Source organism: Xaviernesmea oryzae, assembly GCF_900109605.1.
Lineage (GTDB): Bacteria > Pseudomonadota > Alphaproteobacteria > Rhizobiales > Rhizobiaceae > Xaviernesmea > Xaviernesmea oryzae.
Genome location: NZ_FOAM01000014.1, coordinates 101,629 through 124,131, shown reverse-complemented (window position 1 = coordinate 124,131; position 22,503 = coordinate 101,629). Strand labels below are relative to the sequence as shown.

Genomic DNA, 22,503 nt, shown 5'->3' with positions numbered 1-22,503 from the left:
GCCGAAGAAGGAGGCGGAGCGCATGTCGCCTCAGATGCTCCTCCTGCCACCGCCGGAAGGCGCCCCACCATGCCGATCCCTCTTCCTGCGCCATTTGCGTGCATCCTGTTCCATCAACAGGGATAGGGTGCCGGCGTCATGGACATCAATGAAGCGAATAGTCATCATGGCAGACATCAGCAAAACCGATTTCGACATGATGCCTCCTCTCGATAGCGAACTTCTGCGCACCTTCCTGGCCGTCGCCGAGCGCGGCAATCTCACTCATGCCGCTTTGGTCGTTGGTCGGACGCAATCGGCCATCAGCATGCAGATCAAGCGTTTGGAACAGACTGTCGGCCATTCGCTTCTCCGCCGCGGTCCGCGCGGCGTCTCGCTGACACCAGCCGGCCAACGCCTTGTGCCGCAGGCGCGTGCGGTCATCACGCTGTTGGACGAAACGGCTGCATCGATGCGCAAGGCAGAGATCAAAGGGCCGTTGCGGATCGGCATCCCCGACGAATATTCGCGCACGCTCCTGCCGGCGGCGCTGGCAGCCTTCGCACGCGACTATCCCACGACCGAAGTCAGCGTCTTCTGCGGTTTTGCCGCTCAGCAACTTGCCGCGCTGGAACGGGACGATCTCGACATGGCGGTCATCTTCGATGTGCATGCCGCCGACCCGCAGGAGGTGCTCGGCTACGACCCGACCGTATGGGTAACGTCGACCTTACATGACTGTCATCGCCAGTCGCCGGTGCCGGTTGCTGTCTATTGGAATTCGGGTTGGTGCCGGGACTACGCGCTGCGTTCTCTTGAACAGCATGCCATTGCCTATCGCCAGGCCTTTTCGTGCGATACCGCATCCGGAATGGTCGCCGCAGTGACCACCGGCCTTGCGATTGCGCCTTTGGCACGCTCAACCATACCGTCGGCCTGTCGCGCTCTTGGCGTGATGGATGGCTTTCCGCAGATCGACGCATCCCGCGTGCTGCTCAAACGCAACCCGGCTCGCTCATCGGCGGCAATCGATGCACTTGCTGCAAGGTTGCATACCGTCTTCGCTCCTTTGCGCAGCGTCGACCCCACCCGGACATGATCGGTTCTGCACGCCGTTCCGTGCGGGCATGTCTTCACCTCCCTCGCTGCTTTATCGACAACTGCACGGAGACCTGCCCCATAGCGGTGCCATGCTTTTGCAAGCGCGACACCATGCCCAGGGGAGCCGCCCCTTGACTTCGGCCTTGCCCTGGCCGACCTCTTGCCCGAAACAGAGGATACCGACCATGACCGAGGCCGCCCGCACCACCATCGACCAGAGCGAAGTCGACCGGTTTTCCGCCCTTGCGGCCGAATGGTGGAATCCGCATGGCAAGTTCAAGCCGCTGCACAAGTTCAATCCCGTGCGGCTGGCCTATATCAGGGACAAGGCGTCAGAAGCCTTCGGACGCGATCCGCATGCGCAGCGCCCGCTGGAGGGGCTGCGGCTGCTCGATATTGGCTGCGGCGGCGGGCTCCTCTCGGAGCCGATGGCGCGCATGGGCGCTTCCGTCGTCGGCGCCGACGCCTCGGAGAAGAACATCCGCATCGCCGAAACCCACGCAGCCGGCAGCGGTGTTTCGGTGGATTATCGCGCCGTTACGGCCGAAGCCCTGGCGGAGGCGGGCGAGGCCTTCGACATCATCCTCAACATGGAAGTGGTGGAGCATGTCTCCGACGTGCCGTTTTTCCTGTCGACCTGCGCCTCTATGGTGAAGCCCGGCGGGCTGATGTTCGTCGCCACCATCAACCGGACGATGAAAGCCGCCGCACTCGCGATCTTCGCGGCGGAAAACGTTCTGCGCTGGCTGCCGCGCGGCACGCATCAATATGACAAGCTGGTGCGCCCGGAAGAGCTGGAGGCGCCGCTCTCCGCAGCCGGCCTCGCCGTGACGGATCGTACCGGCGTTTTCTTCAATCCCTTCGCCAATCATTGGGCGCTGTCGGCGGACATGGACGTCAACTACATGATCATTGCCCGACGCCCGGCCTGACGCGCGATCGCGAGGTCTGGGCGAAACGCGCATCGGGCATGTGGCTGCGTCAGTTCACGTCATCCGGCAGCACTGGCAAGGGTGCGATCTCGATGCCCTCGTCGATCAGGGCGCGCGCCTCGTCAGGCGAGGCACGGCCGATCAGGCCGCGCGGATCGCTTTCCCCATAGTGGATCTTGCGGGCTTCCTCCGGAAAGCGCTCGCCGACATCCTCGGAATTTTCCCTGACGGTCTTCACCATCTCGCGAAGCTTGGCGATCATCTCGCCGCGCTGGGCATCCATGGCCACGGCCTGGCGCGCCTCCCTTTCCCGGGCGGTTGCGACGGTCGGGGCCATCAGCTGCTTGGCAACAGCTGAGGAGCCGCAATGCGGGCAGCTGACATAGCCGGCCTCGGCTTGGCGGTCGAAATCCGCGCTGGAGGAAAACCAGGCATCGAAGCCGTGCCCCTGGTCGCAGCTGAGGGAATAGCGGATCACGCCGCCGCGTCCTTGCCGGCGGCCCCTGTCTTGCCGGCGTCCATGGGCAGATCGAGCGCAAAGGCGCGACCGTTCTTCAGGTTCGGGATCTTGCCGCGCGCGGCGGCAACGGCGCTTGCATCGATCTCGGCAAGAATGATCTCCTCGCCTGCATCGCCAGCCTCGGCGAGAACCCGGCCCCAGGGATCGATGATCATCGAATGGCCATAGGTCTCGCGTCCGTCCTCATGCACGCCGCCTTGGGCAGCGGCAATCAGGAACATGCCGTTCTCGATGGCGCGCGCGCGCAGCAGCACGCTCCAGTGCGCTTCGCCTGTCTGGCGTGTAAAAGCCGCCGGCAGCGTCATGATCTCGGCGCCCGCCTGGGCCTGGCTCTTGAACAGCTCGGGAAAGCGTACATCGTAGCAGATGGCAAACCCCATGCGGCCGAACGGCAGATCGACAAGGCGGGCGGCTTCGCCTGGCGTATAGGCCGCGCTCTCGCGCCAACTTTCTCCATTGTCGAGATCGACATCGAACATATGGATCTTGTCATAGTGGCAGAGCTTTTGGCCTTCAGGTCCGAAAAGAAAGCCGCGATTGGCGATCTTGCCATCCGGCCTGGCAATGGCGGTGGAGCCGACATGGACATGAATGCCGAGTTCACCGGCCATCCGCGCGGCCGTGGCGGCGATTCCATCTTCCGCCTCCGGCTTCAGCACGGCGCGCAAAGCCGCACGGTCGCGCTGCAGCGCGCCGGTCATTTCCGGCGTCTGTACATAGTGCGCGCCCTTGGCCGCGGCCTCGCGCACCAGGCGCTCCATGGCCTCGGCATTGCGCTTCGGGTCGGTGCCGGAGCACATCTGGATGGCGGCGACGGTGACGGCCATGGTCATATCCTCTTCAGGCGGCCAGCAGCGGGTCGAGCCTGCCGGCGCGGTCGAGCGCGTGCAGATCGTCGCAACCGCCGACATGGGCGCCGTCGATGAAGATCTGCGGGAAAGTGCGGCCGCCATTCGAGCGCTCGATCATCTCCTCGCGCACCTCGGGCTTGCCGGTGGCATCATGCTCCTCATAGGCGACGCCCTTCTTGTCGAGCAGCGCCTTCGCGGCGGCGCAATAACCGCACGCCTGACGGGTGTAGATGACGACTGTCGCCATGATCCTGATCCTTCTGTCTTCTCGGCACCTCGGCGCACAGCCTTGAAGGTGCCCGTGTCTCATGCGGGATGCCGGCGCGCCGAACCGGCGCGGCCATGATGAATCGATCCCGAGCGGAGAATGAGCGCCGCCGGTCATATAGGATCGCCGAGAGCGCGTGCAAAGGTCAAGACGGTGACCTCCGCGGCGCCTGCCTTCTTCAGCGCCCGCACCGCGGCGCTGACGGTCGCGCCGGTCGTATAGACATCATCGACCAGAACGAGCCTCCGGCCGAAGATCAGGCTCTGCCCCTCCTGCGTCACCGTGAAGGCGCCGCGCACATTCTCCTGCCGCTGACGCTGGCCAAGGCCAACCTGCCGCCGCGTTCGCCGGGTCCGGCGCAAGGCATCGGCCAGGAAAGGCCTGTTGGCGAGCTTGGCGAGCGCACGCGCCAATTCAGCAGACTGATTGAACCGCCTGCCGGCAAGGCGCATGACATGTAACGGCACGGCAAGAATCGCCTCGGCCCGCGCCACCTCGCCATCACTTGCCCGCAGCATCCATTGCGCCATGACCGGGGCGAGGTCGGTGCGGTCGCGATATTTCAGACCATGGACCAGATGGCGGGCCAGCCCTTCATGATGGGCGACGGCCCGCAGCCGGTCGAAAACGGGCGGATCGGCAATCGCCTGCGGGGAGAGGATGCCCGGTCCGAGATCACGCGCGAAGGGCGTGCCGTAGACTGGACAGTAAGGCTTTTCGATCAGCCGCAGGCTGCGCCAGCACGTCGTGCAGGCGGCTCCATGAACGGCCATCCGACGCCCACAGCCGAGGCAGGCGGGCGGAAACAGAAGATCAACGCCGGCCTTGCCCAATCGCCCGGCAAGGCTGAAGAGCGTCGCCAGACCTTGTGCCGCGACCAGCCTGAAACGAATGCCGCCTTTCCGCTGTTCTCGATCCATTGCGTTGACTTTACCGCTTCGAGCGGCAAGACCGCTGAAGACGTGCAGGAAAGCATCGTGCCATCCTGCGCCTGTCGAGCGCGGTCCTGGCGCTCTCTCCGATGAGGCCCCATTTCGATGGGATATCCCGCAGACAATGGCGCCGCCATCAGGCCGCGGGTTTCAATTGTGCAAAGGCAGTCTATCGTGGAACTCTTATTTGACCAGTCCCTTGTGGAAGCCCACCGCGCACGCGCACTGAAATCGGGCGATCGGTCCGCCGCCTTTCTCCTGCAGATCGCGGCCGACGAGCTGGCCGACCGTCTCGCAGTGATCGAGCGGCACTTCGACGAGGCCGTGGAATTGCATGGCTATACCGGACAGGTGGCCGAGCGGCTGATGCAAACCGGCAAGATCGGCCATGTCACCCGTGTCGAAACCGTTGCCGACCAGCCCGAGATGATCGCGGCTCCGCTGGAGCACGTGCCGCTGGCGCCGGGCTCTGCCAATCTTGTTGTCTCGCCGCTCTCCCTGCACCTGACCAACGATACGCCCGGCGTCTTCATCCAGGTGCGCCGGGCGCTGGCGCCGGACGGGCTGTTCCTGGCCGCCATTCCCGGTGCCGGAACCTTGCAGGAATTGCGCGAGGTGATGCTGGCGGCGGAAAGCGAAATCACCGGCGGCGCCAGCCCGCGCGTCATTCCTTTCGTCGATGTGCGCGAGGTCGGCGGGCTTCTTCAAAGGGCCGGCTATGCCCTGCCGGTGGTCGATTCGGACAGCTACACGGTACGCTATGATTCGCTGTTCGCGCTGGCGCGGGATTTGCGCGCCATGGGCATGGCCAATCCGCTGCTGGGGCGCAGCCGGACGCCCCTGCCGCGCAAGGTGCTGATGCGCGCGGCCGAGCTCTATGCCACGCGCTTCAGCGATCCCGATGGCCGCATCCGCGCGACCTTCACCATCATCTATGTCTCGGGCTGGGCGCCGCATGAAAGCCAGCAGCAACCCTTGAAGCCCGGCTCGGCCAAGATGCGGCTTGCCGACGCGCTGAAGGTCAAGGACAGCTAGAGACTTTGCTAGAAACCGGCAGTCGAAGCGACCTCAGCAGCCGCTCGACGGCCCATTGGCATCGATGATGCAGACAGCGCCGGGGATTGGCTGCACCACACTCCGGCGCACGGTATAGCGCTTCTCGGCGCCATCCTTGGGGATCGATCCGGTGACGACGCCGTCATAATCGATCGGCGCGTTGGCCAGAACGCTCGGTGTCTTCTTGCCTGCCAGCATCGGCGTGAGGATCAGCGTCAGCGCGATGACGGCCGTGCCAAAAAGAAGCGATAGATTGAGCACGCCTGTCCGCCTGTAAGGCACAGGTGCCAGGTCCTTGTCCTGAACGGTGGTCCAAAAGTCATCGTCAGCCATCGCTTGCCTCATCGCTGCGAACGCATGACGGCCCTGCTCATGCCGTCAATCGCTTCATTTCCCTGCACGCAAACGGGACGCTTCGAGCAGCCATCTTCCGGAAAGACGACGACATGCCCTGCGGCCTCGTGGAGAGCCGGTGCCACGATGGGACAGCCGATTCTCCTTAACAGCGAATTTGCCTTAAGGGAGATAAACGTTCGATTAACGAAGGACCGCAACTCTGTGGTAAGCACGCCCATGGCAGGCGCTTTCACGCCAGCGTGAAGACCTCTCCACAGGAGAGACCGTGAAGCCGCCAGAAAAGGGCGGCTGGACGTCACAGAAGATCCTGAAGGATGGGAATCAGCGGCTCGTCGGCCGGGGGCATGGGATAATCGCGCAGGGCGGCGGCCCGCACCCACTTTAGTGCCTGACCCTCCCGCCCCTGCGGCACGCCCTCATAGCGGCGGCAGACGAAGACCGGCATCAGCAGGTGGAACTCGGGATAGGCATGGCTGGCGAAGGTCAGGGGCGCAAGACAGGCAACCTTGGTGCGGATGCCCAGCTCCTCGTCCAGTTCGCGCACCAGCGTCTCCTCCGGCGTTTCGCCCGCCTCCACCTTGCCGCCGGGAAACTCCCAGAGACCGGCCATGGATTTTCCCTGTGGGCGCTGGGCCAGAAGAATGCGGCGATCGGCATCGACGAGCGCGCAGGCGGACACGAGGAGCAGTCGACGGGGCGCGGCGCTCATGCCTCGTTTCTTTCCCTGAAATAGGCATAGCGATAGACCTCGGAAAAGCCGAGCTTGCGATAGAGCGCCAGCGCCGGGGCATTCGCCGCACCTACGGCCAGCCAGGCCATGCGTGCCCCATGCAGATGTCCCCAGCGCAGCGCCGACTGGACCACGGCCTTGCCGAGCCCCTGGCCCCGCTCGGCCTCGGCAACGGCCACCTGTTCCAGGCCGATCAGTTCGCCGTCCAGCACCGCCAGCGCCACGGCAGACGGCCGGTCTGCGGATTGCAGCAGGAAAAGGCCGGTCTCCGGCTTGATGGCGGCCAGGATCGAACACAGCCCGGCACGCAGGCTTTCCGGCTCGCCCGAAATCGCCAGCCGGGCATCGATGAAGCGGTTGATGTCGCGCAAAGGCAGTTGATCCAGCCCCTCGCCGGCGCCCTGGGAGAGATCGGCGCTCATCACGATCGATTCGTCGAACCGCTCAAAGCCTTCCCCGTGAAGATGGTCGAGCAGTTCCGGCGGCGCAAGCGGCGTCATCCGGATGGTCAGAGGCCGTCCGGCTGCGGCGAAGCGCTTGCCTGCCGCCTTCAGCCGGCCGGCAATGTCGCGCCGGTCGCCGGGGTCGAGCGGATTGAGGCTGTTCAGCCGCTTGGAAGGATGCGCTCTAGTGAGCCGGATCAGCCAGCTGCCGTCATAGATCGCCTGCTCCGCCGGCCAGGCCCGGAAGCCGACTGCTTCCAGCCGCCGCACGCTTGCCAGCACGCTGGCCGTCGTCGCATCCCGCATGACCGGCCATCAGCTCCGATAGTCGCCGTTGATCTCGACATATTCCTTGGTGAGGTCGCAGGTATAGACCGTCGCGTGACCGGAGCCGAGATTGAGGTTGACGCGGACGGCGATGTCCTGCTGCTTCATGACGGCGGAGGCATCCGCTTCGGAATAATCGGGATCGCGCTCGCCATCGACCGCGACGCGGACATCGCCGAACCAGATCTCCAGCCGGTCGCGGTCGGCCACCTCGCCGGATTTGCCGACGGCCATGACGACACGGCCCCAATTGGCGTCCTCGCCAGCAACTGCGGTCTTGACCAGAGGCGAATTGGCGATCGACAGCGCCACGCGCTTGGCGGCGGCATCGCTCTCCGCGCCTTCGACGGTGACCGCCACCATCTTGCGCGCGCCTTCTCCGTCGCGCACCACCTGCAGCGCCAGATCCTTCAGAAGGTCGTTCAGCGCGAGGCGGAAGCCATCCAGCGCCTCATTGGCCACATCGGTGATCGGCGCCTGGCCATCGGCCTCTGCGGCACCGGTGGCAAACAGCATCAGCGTGTCGGAGGTGGAGGTGTCGCTGTCGACGGTCACCGAATTGAAGCTCGGGCCGACACCCTTTGACAGGAGTTCCTGCAGGACCGGCGCGGAGAGCGCGGCATCGGTGACGACGAAGGACAGCATGGTGGCCATGTCGGGCGCGATCATGCCGGCGCCCTTGGCAATGCCGTTGATCGTCACGGTCACGCCAGCGATCTCGGCGGTGCGGGTGGCGACCTTTGGATAGGTGTCCGTGGTCATGATCGCTTTGGCGGCTTCGAACCAGAAATCCTCGGTCGCGCGCAGGTTCATGTCGGACAGGACGCCGGAAAATTTCGTCGCGTCGAGCGGCTCGCCGATCACGCCGGTGGAGGCGAGGAAGACCTCGCTCTCGGCGCAGCCCACGGCAGCGGCGGCGGAGCTGGCGGTCAATTCGGTCGCCGCGCGGCCCTTCCTGCCGGTAAAAGCATTGGCATTGCCGGAATTGACGACGACGGCCCGCGCCACGCCGCCGGCCAGATTGCGCCGGCAGAAATCGACGGGGGCAGAGGAGCAGCGCGAGCGGGTGAAGACGCCGGCTGCGGCGGCCGGTCCATCGAACACCATCATCAGCACGTCGGTCCGGTTCTTGTACTTGATGCCGGCTTCGGCAGTGGCCATGCGCACGCCGCGCAGCGGCGGCAAGGTGGCGAAGGTCTTCGGCGCAAGCGGGGAAACGGAAGTCGACATGGGCACACCCTGCAAAAGGAAGGACATGGAAGGCGGAAACAGACGGCAAAGACCGGGACGACGAAACCGGCCCGGCATCAGGCCATATGAAAATCCCGAAGGCGCGGACGCCTCCGGGAGAAAAACTCAATCACGCCAAGACGACGATCTGACGACAGCGCCAGCGGCAGCCGGCGCGGCTCACACGGTCAATTCTGGCCTTCGGCCTCGGCCTTGTTGGCCTCGTCATAGGCCTTCTTCAGCGCGGGATCGGCAATCTCGACACCGGCCTGGGTCTTGGCACTTTCGAGCAGCGCCAGATACTTGTCGCGCATCACCAGCTGCTTGACCTGCGGCGCCACCTGTTCGAGCGGCGGCGGCGGCTGCATGCGCTTATCCTCGACGAGGATGACGTGATAGCCGAACTGCGACTTCACCGGTTCCTTGGTATATTTGCCCTTGTCGAGCGCAAAGGCGGCCTCGGAGAATTCCGGCACCATGCGGTCCTTGGTGAAATAGCCGAGATCGCCGCCGTCGTCCTTGTTCGGATCGGTGGACTTTTCCTTGGCGAGCGTAGCGAAATCCTTGCCGGCATCCAGCTCCTTGATGACGGCCTTGGCTTCGTCCTCGGTCTTCAGCAGGATATGGCGGGCCTTGACCTCTTCCTGCGGCTTGATCGCGGAGACTTCCTTTTCATAGCGCGCCTTGACCTCCTCGTCGGTCACGGCATCGACCACATGCTTCTTGAAGTAGGCATTGTGGAGCTCGCGCTCGGTCAGATAGGCCATGCGCTTCTTGAAGGCTTCGTCATTGGCGAGCCCTTCCTTGTCTGCGTCCTTGGCCAGCAGCTTCACATCGATCAGGCCGGAGAGCGCGGCTGCCTGCTTCTGCTCATCGGGCAACTGGGCAAGCTGCGGGTCGAGCGAATTGACCGCAAGGTCCAGCTCGGACTTGTGGATTTCCGCGTCGCCGACCTTGGCCACCACCGGATCCGCCGCGGCATCTTGAGCCACGGCCGCGCCGTTCGCCGTCATCAGGGCAACGAAGGCCACGGTGGCGAGCAACTTCAGTTTCGACATCCTATACCCTTTCCATGGGATCCCGTGCGCCACGCTACGCGGCGCTTCGGTCGCGCCTTGGGAGCATCAGATTGTGGCCGATGTGTAGCCTTGGGGCGCGGCAAGTCCCGTTGACATCATTCGACCCCCCTCTTATCTGTCACGCAACCTCGCGTCCAGAAGACATTCCGGGCGTTTCAGCGCTTTTTCTTGTGCCGCTTAGGCCCGCGCCTGATCCGCCGCACGACTATGAACGAAAGGACCAGTGATGGTCAGTCTCGGCGGCCTCGCCCGCAAACTCTTCGGCTCTTCCAATGATCGCCGCGTCAAGGGCTACCGCGCCAGGGTCCAGGCCATCGGCGCCCTGGAGGCCGAAATGAAGGCGCTCTCGGATGAAGCGCTGGCGGGAAAGACCGTCGAGTTCCGCGCCCAGCTGGCCGAGGGCAAGACGCTGGACGACCTTCTGGTGCCCGCCTTCGCGGTGGTGCGCGAGGCAGCGCGCCGCGTGCTCGGCCTGCGCCCCTTCGACGTGCAGCTGATCGGCGGCATGATCCTCCATGAGCGCGCAATCGCCGAGATGAAAACCGGCGAAGGCAAGACGCTGGTCGCGACCCTGCCGGTCTATCTCAATGCGCTCGCCGGCAAGGGCGTGCATGTGGTGACCGTCAACGACTATCTGGCCAGCCGCGACAGTGCCATCATGGGCCGGATCTACGGCTTTCTCGGCATGACCACGGGCGTCATCGTCCACGGTCTGAGCGACGAGCAGCGCCACGACGCCTATGCCTGCGACATCACCTATGCGACCAATAACGAGCTCGGCTTCGACTATCTGCGCGACAACATGAAATTCGAGCGCAGCCAGATGGTGCAGCGCGGCCATTTCTTCGCCATCGTCGACGAGGTGGACTCGATCCTGATCGACGAGGCGCGCACGCCGCTGATCATCTCCGGCCCTCTGGACGACCGCTCGGAGCTTTACAACGCCATCGACGCCTTCATTCCGATGCTGTCTGAGGGCGACTACGAGATCGATGAGAAGCAGCGGGCGGCAAGCTTCTCCGAAGAGGGCACCGAAAAGCTCGAGAACCTGCTGCGCGAGGCCGGTCTGCTCAAGGGCGAGTCGCTTTACGACGTCGAGAACGTGGCGATCGTCCACCACGTCAACAATGCGCTGAAGGCCCACAAGCTCTTCACCCGCGACAAGGACTACATCGTCCGCAATGGCGAGATCGTCATCATCGACGAGTTCACCGGCCGCATGATGCCGGGACGGCGCTATTCCGAAGGGCAGCACCAGGCGCTGGAAGCCAAGGAAAAGGTGCAGATCCAGCCCGAGAACCAGACGCTCGCCTCCATCACCTTCCAGAACTATTTCCGCATGTACGAAAAGCTGGGCGGCATGACCGGCACCGCCGCGACGGAAGCGGAGGAGTTCGGGAATATCTACGGCCTCGAAGTACTGGAAGTCCCGACCAACCTGCCGATCCTGCGCATCGACGAGGATGACGAGGTCTATCGGACAGCCGAGGAAAAATACAAGGCGATCGTCGAGGAGATCCGCCAGGCGCGCGACAAGGGTCAGCCGGTTCTGGTCGGCACCACCTCGATCGAAAAGTCGGAACTGCTGGCCGAGCTTCTGCGACGCGCCGGCTTCACCGATTTTCAGGTGCTGAACGCCCGCTATCATGAGCAGGAAGCCTATATCGTCAGCCAGGCCGGTGTGCCCGGCGCCGTGACCATCGCCACCAATATGGCCGGGCGCGGCACGGACATTCAGCTCGGTGGCAATCTGGACATGCGCATCGAGGCCGAGCTCGGCGAGATGGAGCCGGGGCCGGAGCGCACGGAGCGCGAGGCGCAGATCCGCGCCGAGGTGCAGACGCTGAAGGAAAAGGCGCTGGCCGCCGGTGGCCTCTACGTTCTCGCCACCGAACGCCACGAAAGCCGGCGCATCGACAACCAGCTGCGCGGCCGCTCCGGCCGTCAGGGCGACCCCGGCCGCTCCAAATTCTTCCTGTCGCTGCAGGACGATCTGATGCGGATCTTTGGCTCCGAGCGCATGGACAGCATGCTACAGAAGCTCGGCCTGAAGGAAGGCGAGGCCATCGTCCATCCCTGGATCAACAAGGCGCTGGAACGGGCGCAGAAGAAGGTGGAGGCGCGCAATTTCGACACGCGCAAGAATCTTCTGAAATATGACGACGTGATCAACGACCAGCGCAAGGTGATCTTCGAGCAGCGCCTCGAAGTGATGGACTCGCCCGATCTGTCGGAAACCGTGGCCGACATGCGCCGTGAGGTGATCGAGGACATGGTCTCCCGCCGCGTGCCGGAAAAGGCCTATGCCGAGCAATGGGACATCGAGGGCCTGACCGAGGATGTGCGTGGCATGCTCAATCTCGACCTGCCGCTCGCCGCCTGGGCGGCCGAGGAAGGCATTGACGAGAACGATATTCGCGAGCGGCTGATGGCAGCCGCCAACGCTGCCGCCGCAGACCGTGCCGAGCGTTTCGGCCCCGAGATCATGCATTATGTCGAACGGTCGGTGATCCTGCAGACGCTCGATCACCTCTGGCGCGAACACATCGTCAATCTCGACCACCTTCGCTCGGTGATCGGTTTCCGCGGTTATGCCCAGCGCGATCCACTGCAGGAATATAAGAGCGAAGCCTTCGAGCTGTTCCAGGCGCTTCTGGTCAATTTGCGCCAGACGGCCATCTCGCAGCTGATGCGCGTCGAATTGGTGCGCGAAGGGCAGGAGCCGGAGCCGGAACTGCCCATCATGCAGGCGCATCATATCGATCCCCTGACCGGCGAGGACGCATTCGCCGGGTCGAGCGATCTGCCCTACGTGCCGCCGGAGCAGCGCGACCCGAACAACCCGGCCACCTGGGGCAAGGTTCCGCGCAATGAGCCCTGCCCCTGCGGCTCGGGCAAGAAATACAAGCATTGCCACGGCGCCTACGAGGCCTGATCGGCCTCGCATACCGGTGATGATCGATGGCCGGTGGGGCTTACTCCTCGCCGGCCTTTTTCATGCCTTCACGCAATCGCAAGGTGAATTTCCAGCACATTTCGCATCTGCGGCAGAACGCTTTGTTAAGACCGATCTGTGAAAAGTGAAGACCTTGTGCAGCGCGTCTGGGCTCCCGGCTCGCACTGCGCGTTGACAGTTCTCAAGCCCGCATATCCGGCGAAGCCCCAACCCTTCCGTTCGAGGTGACGCGATCATGAATGCCTCTCATGTTCCCAGCGATGCCGACAGGCGGGCGCTTGGCGCGCTCGATCCGGCCGCGACATCGAGAGGCGTGGCACCCCGGACACTGCATCGCCCAGTCGGGCGGCCCGGCCGGGCGTTCAGTGTTTATACGGCGCAGGCAGGCTATGCGCTTCAGACCGAGCTCGATTTTCTCTCCAATCGGGCAATCGAGTCCAACATCTTCTTCAGCGCCCGGTTTCTCGCACCGGCCATGCCAAGGCTGGACGACCGGGACGTGCGGCTGGCCATTCTGCGCGACGAATCCGAGGGGCGCAGCCGCCTGCGATTCCTCATGCCGTTTCGTGTGGAAAGACCGGGCTTCGGCATCGGCCCGTCGATCCTGCGCTCCTGGGCCAATCCCTATGCGCCGCTTGGCGTGCCGCTGCTCGACCGGGAGGATGCCGGCGAAACCATCGACAATCTGCTGGAGGCACTGGCCGATCCGGCGACGGGCCTGCCCGGCATCCTGGTTATGCCCGAGATCCGGCTGACGGGTGCCTTCGGCCAGACGGCGCGCGCGGTCGCCCTGGCCCGTAACCTGCCCTTGACCGTTGCGGACGAAGCTATGCGGCCGATGCTGAACAGCCGGGAGGATGGCCAAACCTATCTTCGGCGCGTCGTCAGCGCTGGCCATCTGCGCGAACTCAAACGGCAGGGCGCGCGGCTGAAGGAAAAGGGACGGCTTGCCCATCACGTTGCGCGGCAGCCGGCCGAGGTGCGCCAGCGCATGGAGGAATTCCTCACGCTGGAAGCCTCCGGCTGGAAAGGCCAGTCCCGCTCCGCCTTGCTCAGCGACCGGCTTCGCGCAGCATTCGCACGCGAGGCGGTCAGCAATCTGGCCGAAGCCGATGCCGTGCGCATCCACACGCTGGATCTAAACGGCACGGCCATCGCTTCGATGATCGTCTTCCTGATGGGCGGCGACGCCTATACTTGGAAGACCGCTTATAACGAGGCCTATGCCCGCTTTTCCCCCGGCAAGCTCCTGGTTGCCGCGCTCACCGGCTGGCATCTCGACGATCCGAACATCGAGCGCACTGACAGCTGCGCCGTGCCCGATCATCCGATCATGAGCCGCTTCTGGGCCGAGCGGGAGCCGATGGGCACGCTGATCATCGGCCTTTCGCCCAACCGCGACCGCGACGTGCGCCAGGTCGCGACCCAGCTCCACCTTTACCGAAACACGCGCAACATCGCTAAGCTGCTGCGCGAGCGCATCCGCGCGCTTGCACGGTCCTGAAACGCCTTCATCGCTTGTAGGCCTGGCTGATGCATCCAAAGATCGGCTATCTCAACTCTGCGCACGGAGCGCACGGCGAATGACTTTGCCGGAGGTCGTCAGCGGCAGGCTGTCGACGAAGGCGATCTCACGCGGATATTCATGCATGGAAAGCCGCGTTTTCACCCAGGTGGCAAGCTCTGTCTTCAATCGTTCGCTCGGCTGGGCGCCCTGCTTTAGCACGATGAAGGCCTTGACGATCTCCGTGCGCAGCGGGTCCGGCTTGCCGACCACGGCGACGAGTGCGACGGCAGGATGACCACTCAGGCAATCCTCGATTTCGGTCGGGCCGATGCGGTAACCCGAAGACGTGATGACGTCGTCGTCGCGCCCGAAGAAGGTGACATAGCCCTCCTCGTCCATCACACCTTCGTCGCCCGTCGTCATATAGTCGCCGATGAATTTGGCGGTGGTTGCGGCATCGTTGCGCCAATAGCCGAGAAACATCACCGGGTCCGGCTGGGCAACAGCCACTTGGCCAGGACTGCCCTGCGGCAACGGCCTACCCTGCCCATCGATGATCGCCACCCGATGGCCAGGCACGGCCTTGCCCATGCTCCCGGCCTTCAGGACACCATGATGGGCGCTAGAGGAGAGCACCATATTGCACTCCGTCTGGCCGTAGAACTCGGCCACCGGCACGCCAAGCGCGGCGCTCGCGTGCTCATAGGTGTCGCGCCCCAGGCTTTCCCCGGCGGAGGAGACAGTTCGCAGGTCGAAAGCATAAAGCTTGCGCGGGTCCTCAACGGCCCGCATCAGCCGCAGCGCCGTCGGCGGTATGAAGGCATTGCGCACCTTCATTTCCGCCAGAATGCGAAACGCCATATGCGGATCGAACTTCTGCGCCGGCGAGGACACGACGGGAATGCCGAAGAGCAGGGACGGCATCAGCGCGTTCAGCAGGCCGCCGGCCCAAGCCCAGTCAGCCGGCGTCCAGAGCTTGTCATCGGGCTGCGGCAGCGGCGCATGGTGGAAAGCAAAGCCGGGAAGATGGCCGAGCAGAACCCGATGGCCATGCAGGGCACCCTTGGGCGGCCCCGTCGTGCCGGAGGTGTAGATCATCAGCGCCGGATCGTCGGGACCGGTGTCGAGCGGCACGAAGCCCTGATCGTCCTGCGTCAGGGCCGCAAAGGCGATGGTGCCATCCGGCGCTGCGCCCTCGCAGGCAACGAGCACGAGATCGAGGGTCGACAGACCTGAACGGATTTCCTGAAGCCGGCTCAGGCCGAACAGGTCGGTGACAACTACCCGCGCCTCGGCATCCTTAAGACGAAAGGCCATGGCTTCCGCGCCGAAGAGAAGCGCAAGCGGCAAGGCAATGGCGCCAAGCTTATAGACCGCAGCATGGGTAATCGCCGTTTCGAAACCCTGTGGGAGGAGAATGGCGACCCGGTCGCCCGGCACCACACCCCTGGCTTTAAGCGCCTTGGCGAGGGCGGACGATTTTTGCGAAAAACCCGCATAATCCATCTGCCGGGGCGGCCTCCCGGGATCGAAGTGCTCCAGGCAGACCCGTTTGGGCGCCTCTTTCGCCCAGGCGTCGCTCACGGCCACGCCCATGTTGAAACGCGACGGCAACGCCCAGCGAAAGCCGTCGTAGAGGCTCTGATAATCCGTGTGCGGTGCAAACATGGCCTTGGTGTACGCCATAATGCAGCGCAGCGAAACGGTGGATTTCAGGCGCGATCCGAGCAACCGCGAAGCCAGGATTTTTCGGTTCCCGCGCCTCTTCGGCTCGGAAAAAATTTCGACGAATAGCGCTTGAGGCTCTGCTTGTTTACCGAGCTTTCAGAGTTGCTGTGGCAAAGAAGGGGCAAGCGCGGTTTGTAGTGCGTCCGCGCTGTTTTCATGGCCTCAGATGGCCTGGAAGATCTCCTGCCAAATGTCTTTATCCAGCACGCCGCCTGCGATGTTTCGCGCAACGGGTCAGGCGATCACGTCGAGATCGAGCACATCGGCCGGACGGATCTGCTGGACGATCACCTCGTAATCGCCCATCGCCACGCCATCCACCACGACATTCTTCAAGAGAATCGAGAGCACACCGAACTCGCCCGTTTCCTGGTGAACCGACGCTATATGCTCGGCAAGCCGGGCAGCGCAGCGCTGAACGGGCGGCATCTCGTCTTCGATCAGGTGCTGCGCCGCCATTCCGCTCCTCGCTGCATCAAAATTCGTGCACTATTCCTGGCCCATACACGCAAGTCGTGAGTCCACGCCTTGCGATCTTCGTCCGGCGTACCTCCACGCATGGGCGCAGGTGCACGGGCCCTGTCCATCAAGGAGATGCGGGCGTGCCGCCTTTCCGTCAAGCGGATTGTCACAAGGCTGTCTCATGCTTGAGCCGCATCAGCCGGTTGCCAGACCATCGTCGAACGTGTCACCTTTCTTGCAGCCGCAACCTCCCCGCCTTGATCGCAAGCCAGTCATCGAGGCAAAGAAGGTCCCGGTGCAACGCTGCTCAGCGCGCCCTCACAGAAGCGGACTGCGGCCGCGCTCGTCGGTCGATCTGTTCAAGACGTCGGCGATGTCGCGTGCATCCTCGGCGCTCAAACCGACAAGATCCCGTCCGTCCGTGGCTGCGGGAAGACGTGTCAGTCTATCCATCACCATCCATTTACCGTCCTCGGCCTGCCGCGCCTCGTACCGTGCCTCGCCCACCATCTTCCGCCTCCAGAACTGGCGCGCGTGACCCAGCGCAGCGCATTGCGATCATCCATTCGCATCGCAGACTTAAAGCGAACATGTCGCTCTGAAGGAGCGCGACATGGCCTGAAACCGGCTCAGGACGTCAATTCTTATCATATAGCCTTGAGCCGGAGCCTGCCATGCCAGCGCACGAAAGGGAATTGGAGCAAGAATCCGTGTGAAAAAGATGCTCGAGGCGCAGTCGCAAAAGACGGATCAAGCGATCCGTTTTCCACAGAGACGCCAGCGACTGCGGGGAACCGCAGGCCTTCCTGCGCCGTTAGGCGAGCATGAAAGACACCGGAAAAAAGGCTGGCCGCGGCATGTTGCGGTTCGTGATCACGATCTTCACCGTGGCGATCGTGCTGGCGGCGATTTATTTCTTCTTTTTCATGCCAGCTGATCCAGGCGCCAGCACCGCTTTCTGATCAGGCTGATGCTTGCCTTCAGTGGTGACCGCCAGCTCATGCAAGGGGTCAGGACGACCTGATCTGGCTAACGGCAGGACCGTGTTTTTCAACAGAGCTATTCATACCGTCGAGCGATCTAAAATCGCTCGATTTTTTCAAAACTCAACAATTTCAATGATTTAAAACGATCTGGTGCCCCATGCCGGGGTCGAACCAGCACTCCTTTCGGAACTCGATTTTGAGTCGAGCGCGTCTACCAATTCCGCCAATGGGGCCTTAGATCGGTGAGCGCTGTCTACCACGGTGCTTTGCGGGCTGACAAGCACCTTGTCATAGTCAAAACGAGGCTTTTTCCATCAAGCCGGAGAGTCGGGTGGGGGCGATCATGCCGCACCGTAGGCTCGTCCAATGGTCGGTCATGCAAAGGGATGGCGCACCTGTTGGCCAGGCGTCATGCAGGCCGACAAGCCCTTGCCCTTTTGCCAAGGCAATTTACAGACGCGTGTAAGCCGCCTAAAAGGAGGCCCAGGAAATTGCTGCACTGCGGCAGACCTCGCTTTGCAAAGCGAAGGCATGTCGTGCGGCCCTGATCATCCTCTCGCTTCCGGGGAAAGCTGGCTTCATGCTTCGACGCCTTTATGACTGGACCATGTCGCTTGCCGCGCGCCGCTCGGCGGAAGTCTGGCTTGCCATCATCGCTTTCGTGGAAAGCTCGATCTTCCTCGTGCCGGCCGATGTTCTGTTCGTGCCGATGGCGATTGCCCGTCCCCAGCGCGCCTGGCGCTATGCTCTGGTGGCAACGATCTTCTCGGTGCTCGGCGGCATTGCGGGCTGGTATCTCGGCCATTACGCCTATGAGAGCGTGGCAAAGCCAATCCTGGAATTCTATGGCAAGCTCGAGGCCTTCGAAAGGCTGAAGACCTCCGTCGGCTATGAGACGCTGGTGCTGCTGCTGGTCACGTCCGGCCTTGCGCATCTGCCGCCCATCAAGGTGGTCACCATTCTTGCGGGCGCGGTCAATATCGACCTCGCTTTGTTCATCGTCTCGGCGATTATTGCGCGCGGCGCCCGCTTCTTCCTGCTGGCTTGGCTGCTGCGCCGCTATGGCGAGAGCATCCGCCACTTCATCGAAAAGCGCCTTGGCCTGCTTGCCGGCGTTGTTGCCGGGGTGCTGATCGTGCTCTTCGTCGGTTATCGCCTGGTGATGTGAAGGGCCGTCGCCTCTTCACATTTAGGTCAAGTCGCGCTTTGATCCTACGCGCTTGCCAAGGATCGGCTAAGACAGGCGCCTGAACCCTCAGCTGCCGCTCCTTTGCTTTCCGAAGTCGCCCGGCACGTCTAATGAGGGTTCGACCCCGCCTGTTTGTCTTCGAGGAGACACCATGTCCACCCCCCTTTCCCTCGCGCCCTCAGCTGGCTCGACGCGCATGCTGGCACCGGCCGTCCTTGTTACGCTCGGCATGGCGGCAACCGTCGGCGGCGCGCTCGCTTTCGAACATCTCGGCGGCTATATCCCTTGCGCGCTCTGCCTGATGCAGCGCCAGCCCTATTATTATGGCCTTCCGATCGGCCTTGCCGCCATCGCCGCAACCGGCCTGAAGCTGCCGCCGGCCGTGCCGCGCCTGCTTCTGGCGATCGTCGCCATCCTGATGCTCGTGGGCGCGGGAATGGGCGTCTATCATGCCGGCGTGGAATGGCACTTCTGGCCCGGGCCGGAAAGCTGCGGCGGAGCGCAAGGCGTTTCCGCCAATGTCGGCGACCTTCTCTCGGACCTGAACAGCAAGCACGGCCCCTCCTGCACGGATGCTGCCTTGCGGATCCTTGGCCTGTCCTTTGCCGGATGGAATGTGATCGCCAGCCTGATTCTAGCAGCCATTGCGCTCAAGGGCGCACTGGCGGGCCTTCGCCGTTGAGCGACGCTGCCAAAGCAAGCTCCTATCGACAGGACGAGGCGTCGCGTGGCCGTTGATGCCGACCGCCCTGCGCGCCGCCCATGTCAAAAATGCTTGGAAAGAAAAGTCCAGCCTTGATCTGAAAACAGTCGGCCGCCAATCAGGCGGCCGACCGCAGCGAAGGCGAATCGTGATATACTGCAAGAGCTTAAGGCTGGAGTTCGGTATCCCAGTAGAGATAGTCCATCCAGCTTTCATGCAGGTAGTTCGGCGGGAAGAGCCGTCCATTGTTGTGAAGGTCCTGCACCGTCGGGTGATAGGGCTTCTGCGAAGGAAACATGCTGGCCTGGCGGGGCATCTTGCCGCCCTTGCGCAGATTGCAGGGCGAGCAGGCCGCCACCACGTTTTCCCAAGTCGTCTGCCCGCCGCAGCATCTGGGAATGACATGGTCGAACGTCAGGTCCTCGCTCGACCCGCAATATTGGCATTCGAACTTATCCCGCAGAAAGACGTTGAAGCGGGTGAAGGCCGGGTGGCGCGAGGGCTGCACATAGCTCTTCAGGCAGACCACGCTAGGCAGCCGCATGGAGAAACTCGGCGATGAGACCTGCTGGTCATATTCCGCAAGAATCACGACCCGATCCAGGAACACGGCTTTGATCGCATCCTGCCAGGACCATAGGGACAACGGATAATAACTCAAAGGTCTATAGTCGGCATTCAACACGAGCGCCGGCAAGGCTTGAGGTGAGACTGCAATCGTCAAGCCAGGGTCTCCTGATCGATTCGGCATCTGCACCATCTATATTAGGCCCGATGCGTCAGGATTGTGAAGCTCAAAGCAGAGCTCAGGCCAAGATTCGCCCCAAAACCGGCAAATCCGCAGGAATTATACCATGCGACATAGTGTCGCAGAACACCGCTTCACGTTCACTGGAGCATTGGGCATGCCATCCGGCAGCAAAACGTCACTCAAAAGGCCTTGATCAGGTGACATCCTGCTTAAACGCCTACCTTCCTCAAGTGCGGAGGCGTGCATGCGAAGAACGGCTGCACTCAAGCGCGTGAAGAGCGCATGCTGTTTGTGAGAGAGGCGTTGTCTTCGTTCGCGCTTTATCGAACGATCCTGCCTCACATGGCTTTTGCCGTGCGACTGGTAGCATCCAACGATACCACGAGGCCTTGCTCCTCATGCTCCACGCGGTTTCGTCCACCGTCCTTGGCGCGATAAAGCGCCCTGTCGGCAGATAAAAGCAGCTCGTCAACGTCGCAGGCGCCGGCAAAGGAGGCTGCAACGCCGATGCTGACGGTCATGCCAAAGCCGTCGTTAGCGTAGCCGCCGCGCTCGACCATGGCGCGAATCCGCTCTCCGACTTTTTCTGCTTTGCGCGCGTCCGGACCAACGAGCATACAAACGAATTCTTCCCCACCCAGCCGCGCAATCAACGGGCGCTGCTCTCCGTCACCGGCGACTTCCTGATCAGTCGCTTGGCTCAGTGCTGTCGCGAAACGCGTCAGGGCCCGGTCCCCGGCCGCATGGCCCCAGCGGTCGTTGATCCGTTTGAAGTGATCGATGTCGAGCAGAAGCAGCGCGATGTCGCATTGAGCCGCCGCATGTCCTTGCGCCGTCTCCATGAAGGCACGGCGATTCATCAGGCCCGTCAGCCCATCGGTCGCGGCGACTTGGCGCTGACGCTCCGCCTCGTTGCTCAGTTCGAGTGTTGTCACTGCCACGATCAGAACGATGTAGATCACCAGAAAGAGCAGCAGCCAAAGGGCAGCCAGAGGCTGGCTGCGTTGCACAGGCGAAAACGCTTCTTGATTGAAGGCGGTGTAGATCGTCAGCGCGAGCGAGGACGCAGCCAGGATAAAGAGCAAGCCCGCCGTCAGCGCGCGACTCAACCTTTGTCGCCTCATGCCACCACGGAGCATTTCGCCGCACATCGTCAGGCAGTAGGCGGCGTAGATCACCGTCACGCAGGTGCTGCGCAAGTTTTCAGATTGGAAAATCGGTGGAAACAGGCACAGCAAAGTCCAGATGGCGGCTCCCGCCCAGAGCATGACCCCGGGCCTTTGGCGCCCGTGCACGAGACGTACCGCGACCCAAAGAAAGACAAAGACATTGATGAAGCAAAGCTGCCCGGCCCAGATTGTCACAATGTTCGGCGCGATGTCGCGCAATGTCACGCACAGACTGCCAAGCGTCGCGCTGCTTGTCGAGGCGGCAATCCATAAAGCAATCGGCTGCCGGCGATCACCAATCCACAGAGACCAAAAATAGACCGCAAGGCCAAAATCGACGGCGATGCTCGCGATGAACAAAGTGGCGGAATCGAGCATTGCGCTGGCTGGTCCTTTAACGATGCAAACAGTATCAGTTGCGAAGGTTGAAAAGCCGCTAATTGAGAGTCTTAACTTACAGACGCCCGAAATTTGTGACGACCTCCAGTTGCCCGCTTCAAGGCGTGGGAATGGCATTCAAGGGCGTTTTTACAATTCTCGCATAGTGTGCCCATAGCAGCCGCGCGGCAACTGAACGCCGCGGCGCCCAGGCCTTGGCGAGTTCGACGAAGTCGGCGCCTTTGGGCCGACTTTCGAGCCCCAACGCGTGCTGTGCGGCGGCCTGAAGCGCGACATCGCCGGCGGGAAAGATATCGGCATGGCCGAGCCCCAGCAGAAGATAGACCTCTGCCGTCCAGGGGCCGATGCCGCGAAGAGCGGTCAGGGCGGCGAAGGCCTCCTCCGCAGGCGCCGCAGCGAGCGCCTCCAGATCGAGACATCCGTCAAGGCAGGCCGTGGCCGCTGTGGTCAGGCTGGCAGCCTTGGCGCGGCTCAGGCCCCAGGCGCGGTGATCCTCCGTGCTGCTTTGTGCCAGCCGGTCGGCGTCCGTCGCGTCGTCGGCCTCCATCCGCCGCCAGATCGCCGTCGCCGCCGCGCGCGAAACCATCTGCGAAACGATCACGAAGGCAAGTCCGGCGAAACCTGCTGGCAGATGGCGAAGCGGCAACGGGCCCGCCGTCGCACGTACGGGCACGAGGCGCGGATCAAGCGCGACAAGCGCATCGAGCGCTTCTTCGATATCGTCATGATTGAGCAGGCGGCCGGCGGACAGGGAAGACATGGAGAGGGTGTAGCCGCGATCGTTCCGACAGGGCAAGCTTGCCGCCGGCCGTGCCGGCACGTCGGATCGCGCTCAGGCGAAGCGCCTC

At 63.0% G+C, this 22,503-nt stretch carries 24 protein-coding genes and 1 tRNA gene; 8 read left to right on the top strand and 17 right to left on the bottom strand.

The annotated features are described in order from the left end of the window. Positions 1 to 145: 145 nt before the first annotated feature. On the bottom strand, positions 146 to 343 hold the full coding sequence (locus BMX61_RS25395) for a hypothetical protein (protein ID WP_324610601.1): 198 nt from the start codon (positions 341 to 343) through the stop codon (positions 146 to 148). Here BMX61_RS25395 and BMX61_RS17595 point away from each other — a divergent pair. Further along, positions 275 to 1,078: a LysR family transcriptional regulator gene (locus BMX61_RS17595; RefSeq protein ID WP_324610600.1), complete on the top strand. Its 804-nt coding sequence runs from the start codon at positions 275 to 277 to the stop codon at positions 1,076 to 1,078. The genes BMX61_RS25395 and BMX61_RS17595 overlap by 69 nt on opposite strands. 187 nt (positions 1,079 to 1,265) lie before the next feature. Beyond that, entirely contained in the window at positions 1,266 to 2,012 is a 747-nt protein-coding gene (ubiG, locus tag BMX61_RS17590; RefSeq protein ID WP_075625921.1) for a bifunctional 2-polyprenyl-6-hydroxyphenol methylase/3-demethylubiquinol 3-O-methyltransferase UbiG, read from the top strand. Positions 2,013 to 2,061: 49 nt separating this feature from the next. Here the strand turns inward: ubiG and BMX61_RS17585 are convergent, their stop codons facing one another. The 4 genes from BMX61_RS17585 to BMX61_RS17570 form a co-directional block, all read right to left on the bottom strand. Continuing rightward, on the bottom strand, positions 2,062 to 2,490 hold the full coding sequence (locus BMX61_RS17585; RefSeq protein ID WP_075625920.1) for a DUF1178 family protein: 429 nt from the start codon (positions 2,488 to 2,490) through the stop codon (positions 2,062 to 2,064). Next, positions 2,487 to 3,359: a carbon-nitrogen hydrolase family protein gene (locus BMX61_RS17580; protein WP_075625944.1), complete on the bottom strand. Its 873-nt coding sequence runs from the start codon at positions 3,357 to 3,359 to the stop codon at positions 2,487 to 2,489. The genes BMX61_RS17585 and BMX61_RS17580 overlap by 4 nt, the downstream gene beginning before the upstream one ends. A 13-nt stretch (positions 3,360 to 3,372) precedes the next feature. Further along, positions 3,373 to 3,630, bottom strand: coding sequence for a glutaredoxin 3 (gene grxC / locus BMX61_RS17575; protein ID WP_075625919.1), 258 nt, complete (start codon positions 3,628 to 3,630; stop codon positions 3,373 to 3,375). Between the two features lie 134 nt (positions 3,631 to 3,764). After that, positions 3,765 to 4,571: a ComF family protein gene (locus tag BMX61_RS17570; RefSeq protein WP_083639242.1), complete on the bottom strand. Its 807-nt coding sequence runs from the start codon at positions 4,569 to 4,571 to the stop codon at positions 3,765 to 3,767. Positions 4,572 to 4,757: 186 nt separating this feature from the next. Between BMX61_RS17570 and BMX61_RS17565 the strand changes: the two genes are divergently transcribed. Further along, entirely contained in the window at positions 4,758 to 5,618 is an 861-nt protein-coding gene (locus tag BMX61_RS17565; RefSeq protein ID WP_075625918.1) for a class I SAM-dependent methyltransferase, read from the top strand. Between the two features lie 33 nt (positions 5,619 to 5,651). Here the strand turns inward: BMX61_RS17565 and BMX61_RS17560 are convergent, their stop codons facing one another. From BMX61_RS17560 to BMX61_RS17535, 5 genes are all read right to left on the bottom strand, one after another. After that, entirely contained in the window at positions 5,652 to 5,972 is a 321-nt protein-coding gene (locus BMX61_RS17560; RefSeq protein ID WP_075625917.1) for a hypothetical protein, read from the bottom strand. A gap of 319 nt (positions 5,973 to 6,291) precedes the next feature. Then, entirely contained in the window at positions 6,292 to 6,705 is a 414-nt protein-coding gene (mutT, locus tag BMX61_RS17550) for an 8-oxo-dGTP diphosphatase MutT (protein ID WP_075625915.1), read from the bottom strand. Next, complete coding sequence (locus tag BMX61_RS17545; protein WP_075625914.1) at positions 6,702 to 7,475, bottom strand: GNAT family N-acetyltransferase; 774 nt, start codon at positions 7,473 to 7,475, stop codon at positions 6,702 to 6,704. Before BMX61_RS17545 ends, mutT begins: the two co-directional genes overlap by 4 nt. Before the next feature lie 9 nt (positions 7,476 to 7,484). Continuing rightward, positions 7,485 to 8,726 (bottom strand): bifunctional glutamate N-acetyltransferase/amino-acid acetyltransferase ArgJ, encoded by a 1,242-nt coding sequence (argJ, locus tag BMX61_RS17540; RefSeq protein ID WP_075625913.1) that lies wholly within the window; start codon positions 8,724 to 8,726, stop codon positions 7,485 to 7,487. 188 nt (positions 8,727 to 8,914) lie between these two features. After that, positions 8,915 to 9,784: a peptidylprolyl isomerase gene (locus BMX61_RS17535; protein ID WP_075625912.1), complete on the bottom strand. Its 870-nt coding sequence runs from the start codon at positions 9,782 to 9,784 to the stop codon at positions 8,915 to 8,917. Between the two features lie 247 nt (positions 9,785 to 10,031). On the opposite strand from BMX61_RS17535, the gene secA reads away from it, so the two are divergent. Both secA and BMX61_RS17525 read left to right on the top strand, forming a co-directional pair. Beyond that, positions 10,032 to 12,740: a preprotein translocase subunit SecA gene (gene secA, locus BMX61_RS17530; protein ID WP_075625911.1), complete on the top strand. Its 2,709-nt coding sequence runs from the start codon at positions 10,032 to 10,034 to the stop codon at positions 12,738 to 12,740. A 256-nt stretch (positions 12,741 to 12,996) separates the two neighbouring features. Continuing rightward, positions 12,997 to 14,265 carry a GNAT family N-acetyltransferase gene (locus tag BMX61_RS17525; RefSeq protein ID WP_075625910.1) on the top strand — a complete coding sequence of 423 codons (1,269 nt, stop codon included), beginning with the start codon at positions 12,997 to 12,999 and terminating at the stop codon, positions 14,263 to 14,265. A 51-nt stretch (positions 14,266 to 14,316) separates the two neighbouring features. Here the strand turns inward: BMX61_RS17525 and BMX61_RS17520 are convergent, their stop codons facing one another. The 3 genes from BMX61_RS17520 to BMX61_RS17510 form a co-directional block, all read right to left on the bottom strand. Further along, positions 14,317 to 15,936, bottom strand: coding sequence for an AMP-binding protein (locus tag BMX61_RS17520; protein ID WP_075625942.1), 1,620 nt, complete (start codon positions 15,934 to 15,936; stop codon positions 14,317 to 14,319). 294 nt (positions 15,937 to 16,230) lie between these two features. Continuing rightward, positions 16,231 to 16,455 carry a hypothetical protein gene (locus tag BMX61_RS17515; protein WP_075625909.1) on the bottom strand — a complete coding sequence of 75 codons (225 nt, stop codon included), beginning with the start codon at positions 16,453 to 16,455 and terminating at the stop codon, positions 16,231 to 16,233. Positions 16,456 to 16,776: 321 nt separating this feature from the next. Continuing rightward, positions 16,777 to 16,968, bottom strand: a complete 192-nt coding sequence (locus tag BMX61_RS17510; protein WP_075625908.1) for a hypothetical protein — start codon at positions 16,966 to 16,968, stop codon at positions 16,777 to 16,779. 314 nt (positions 16,969 to 17,282) lie between these two features. On the opposite strand from BMX61_RS17510, the gene BMX61_RS24775 reads away from it, so the two are divergent. Further along, positions 17,283 to 17,420 carry a hypothetical protein gene (locus BMX61_RS24775; RefSeq protein WP_170854969.1) on the top strand — a complete coding sequence of 46 codons (138 nt, stop codon included), beginning with the start codon at positions 17,283 to 17,285 and terminating at the stop codon, positions 17,418 to 17,420. A gap of 172 nt (positions 17,421 to 17,592) precedes the next feature. Here the strand turns inward: BMX61_RS24775 and BMX61_RS17505 are convergent. Further along, positions 17,593 to 17,677, bottom strand: a tRNA-Leu gene (locus tag BMX61_RS17505). 347 nt (positions 17,678 to 18,024) lie between these two features. Here BMX61_RS17505 and BMX61_RS17500 point away from each other — a divergent pair. Together BMX61_RS17500 and BMX61_RS17495 are read left to right on the top strand one after the other, a co-directional pair. Further along, complete coding sequence (locus BMX61_RS17500; RefSeq protein WP_075625907.1) at positions 18,025 to 18,612, top strand: YqaA family protein; 588 nt, start codon at positions 18,025 to 18,027, stop codon at positions 18,610 to 18,612. Between the two features lie 172 nt (positions 18,613 to 18,784). Continuing rightward, a complete protein-coding gene (locus BMX61_RS17495; RefSeq protein ID WP_075625906.1) occupies positions 18,785 to 19,315 on the top strand; it encodes a disulfide bond formation protein B in 531 nt (176 codons plus the stop codon). A gap of 187 nt (positions 19,316 to 19,502) precedes the next feature. On the opposite strand, the gene BMX61_RS17490 is transcribed toward BMX61_RS17495, so the two are convergent. The 3 genes from BMX61_RS17490 to BMX61_RS17480 all read right to left on the bottom strand — a co-directional run bounded on the left by BMX61_RS17490 (position 19,503) and on the right by BMX61_RS17480 (position 22,415). Further along, positions 19,503 to 20,060, bottom strand: coding sequence for an HNH endonuclease (locus BMX61_RS17490; RefSeq protein ID WP_075625905.1), 558 nt, complete (start codon positions 20,058 to 20,060; stop codon positions 19,503 to 19,505). 365 nt (positions 20,061 to 20,425) lie between these two features. Continuing rightward, positions 20,426 to 21,634, bottom strand: a complete 1,209-nt coding sequence (locus tag BMX61_RS17485; protein WP_075625904.1) for a GGDEF domain-containing protein — start codon at positions 21,632 to 21,634, stop codon at positions 20,426 to 20,428. Between the two features lie 118 nt (positions 21,635 to 21,752). After that, positions 21,753 to 22,415 carry a DNA-3-methyladenine glycosylase family protein gene (locus tag BMX61_RS17480; protein ID WP_075625903.1) on the bottom strand — a complete coding sequence of 221 codons (663 nt, stop codon included), beginning with the start codon at positions 22,413 to 22,415 and terminating at the stop codon, positions 21,753 to 21,755. Positions 22,416 to 22,503: the final 88 nt, after the last annotated feature.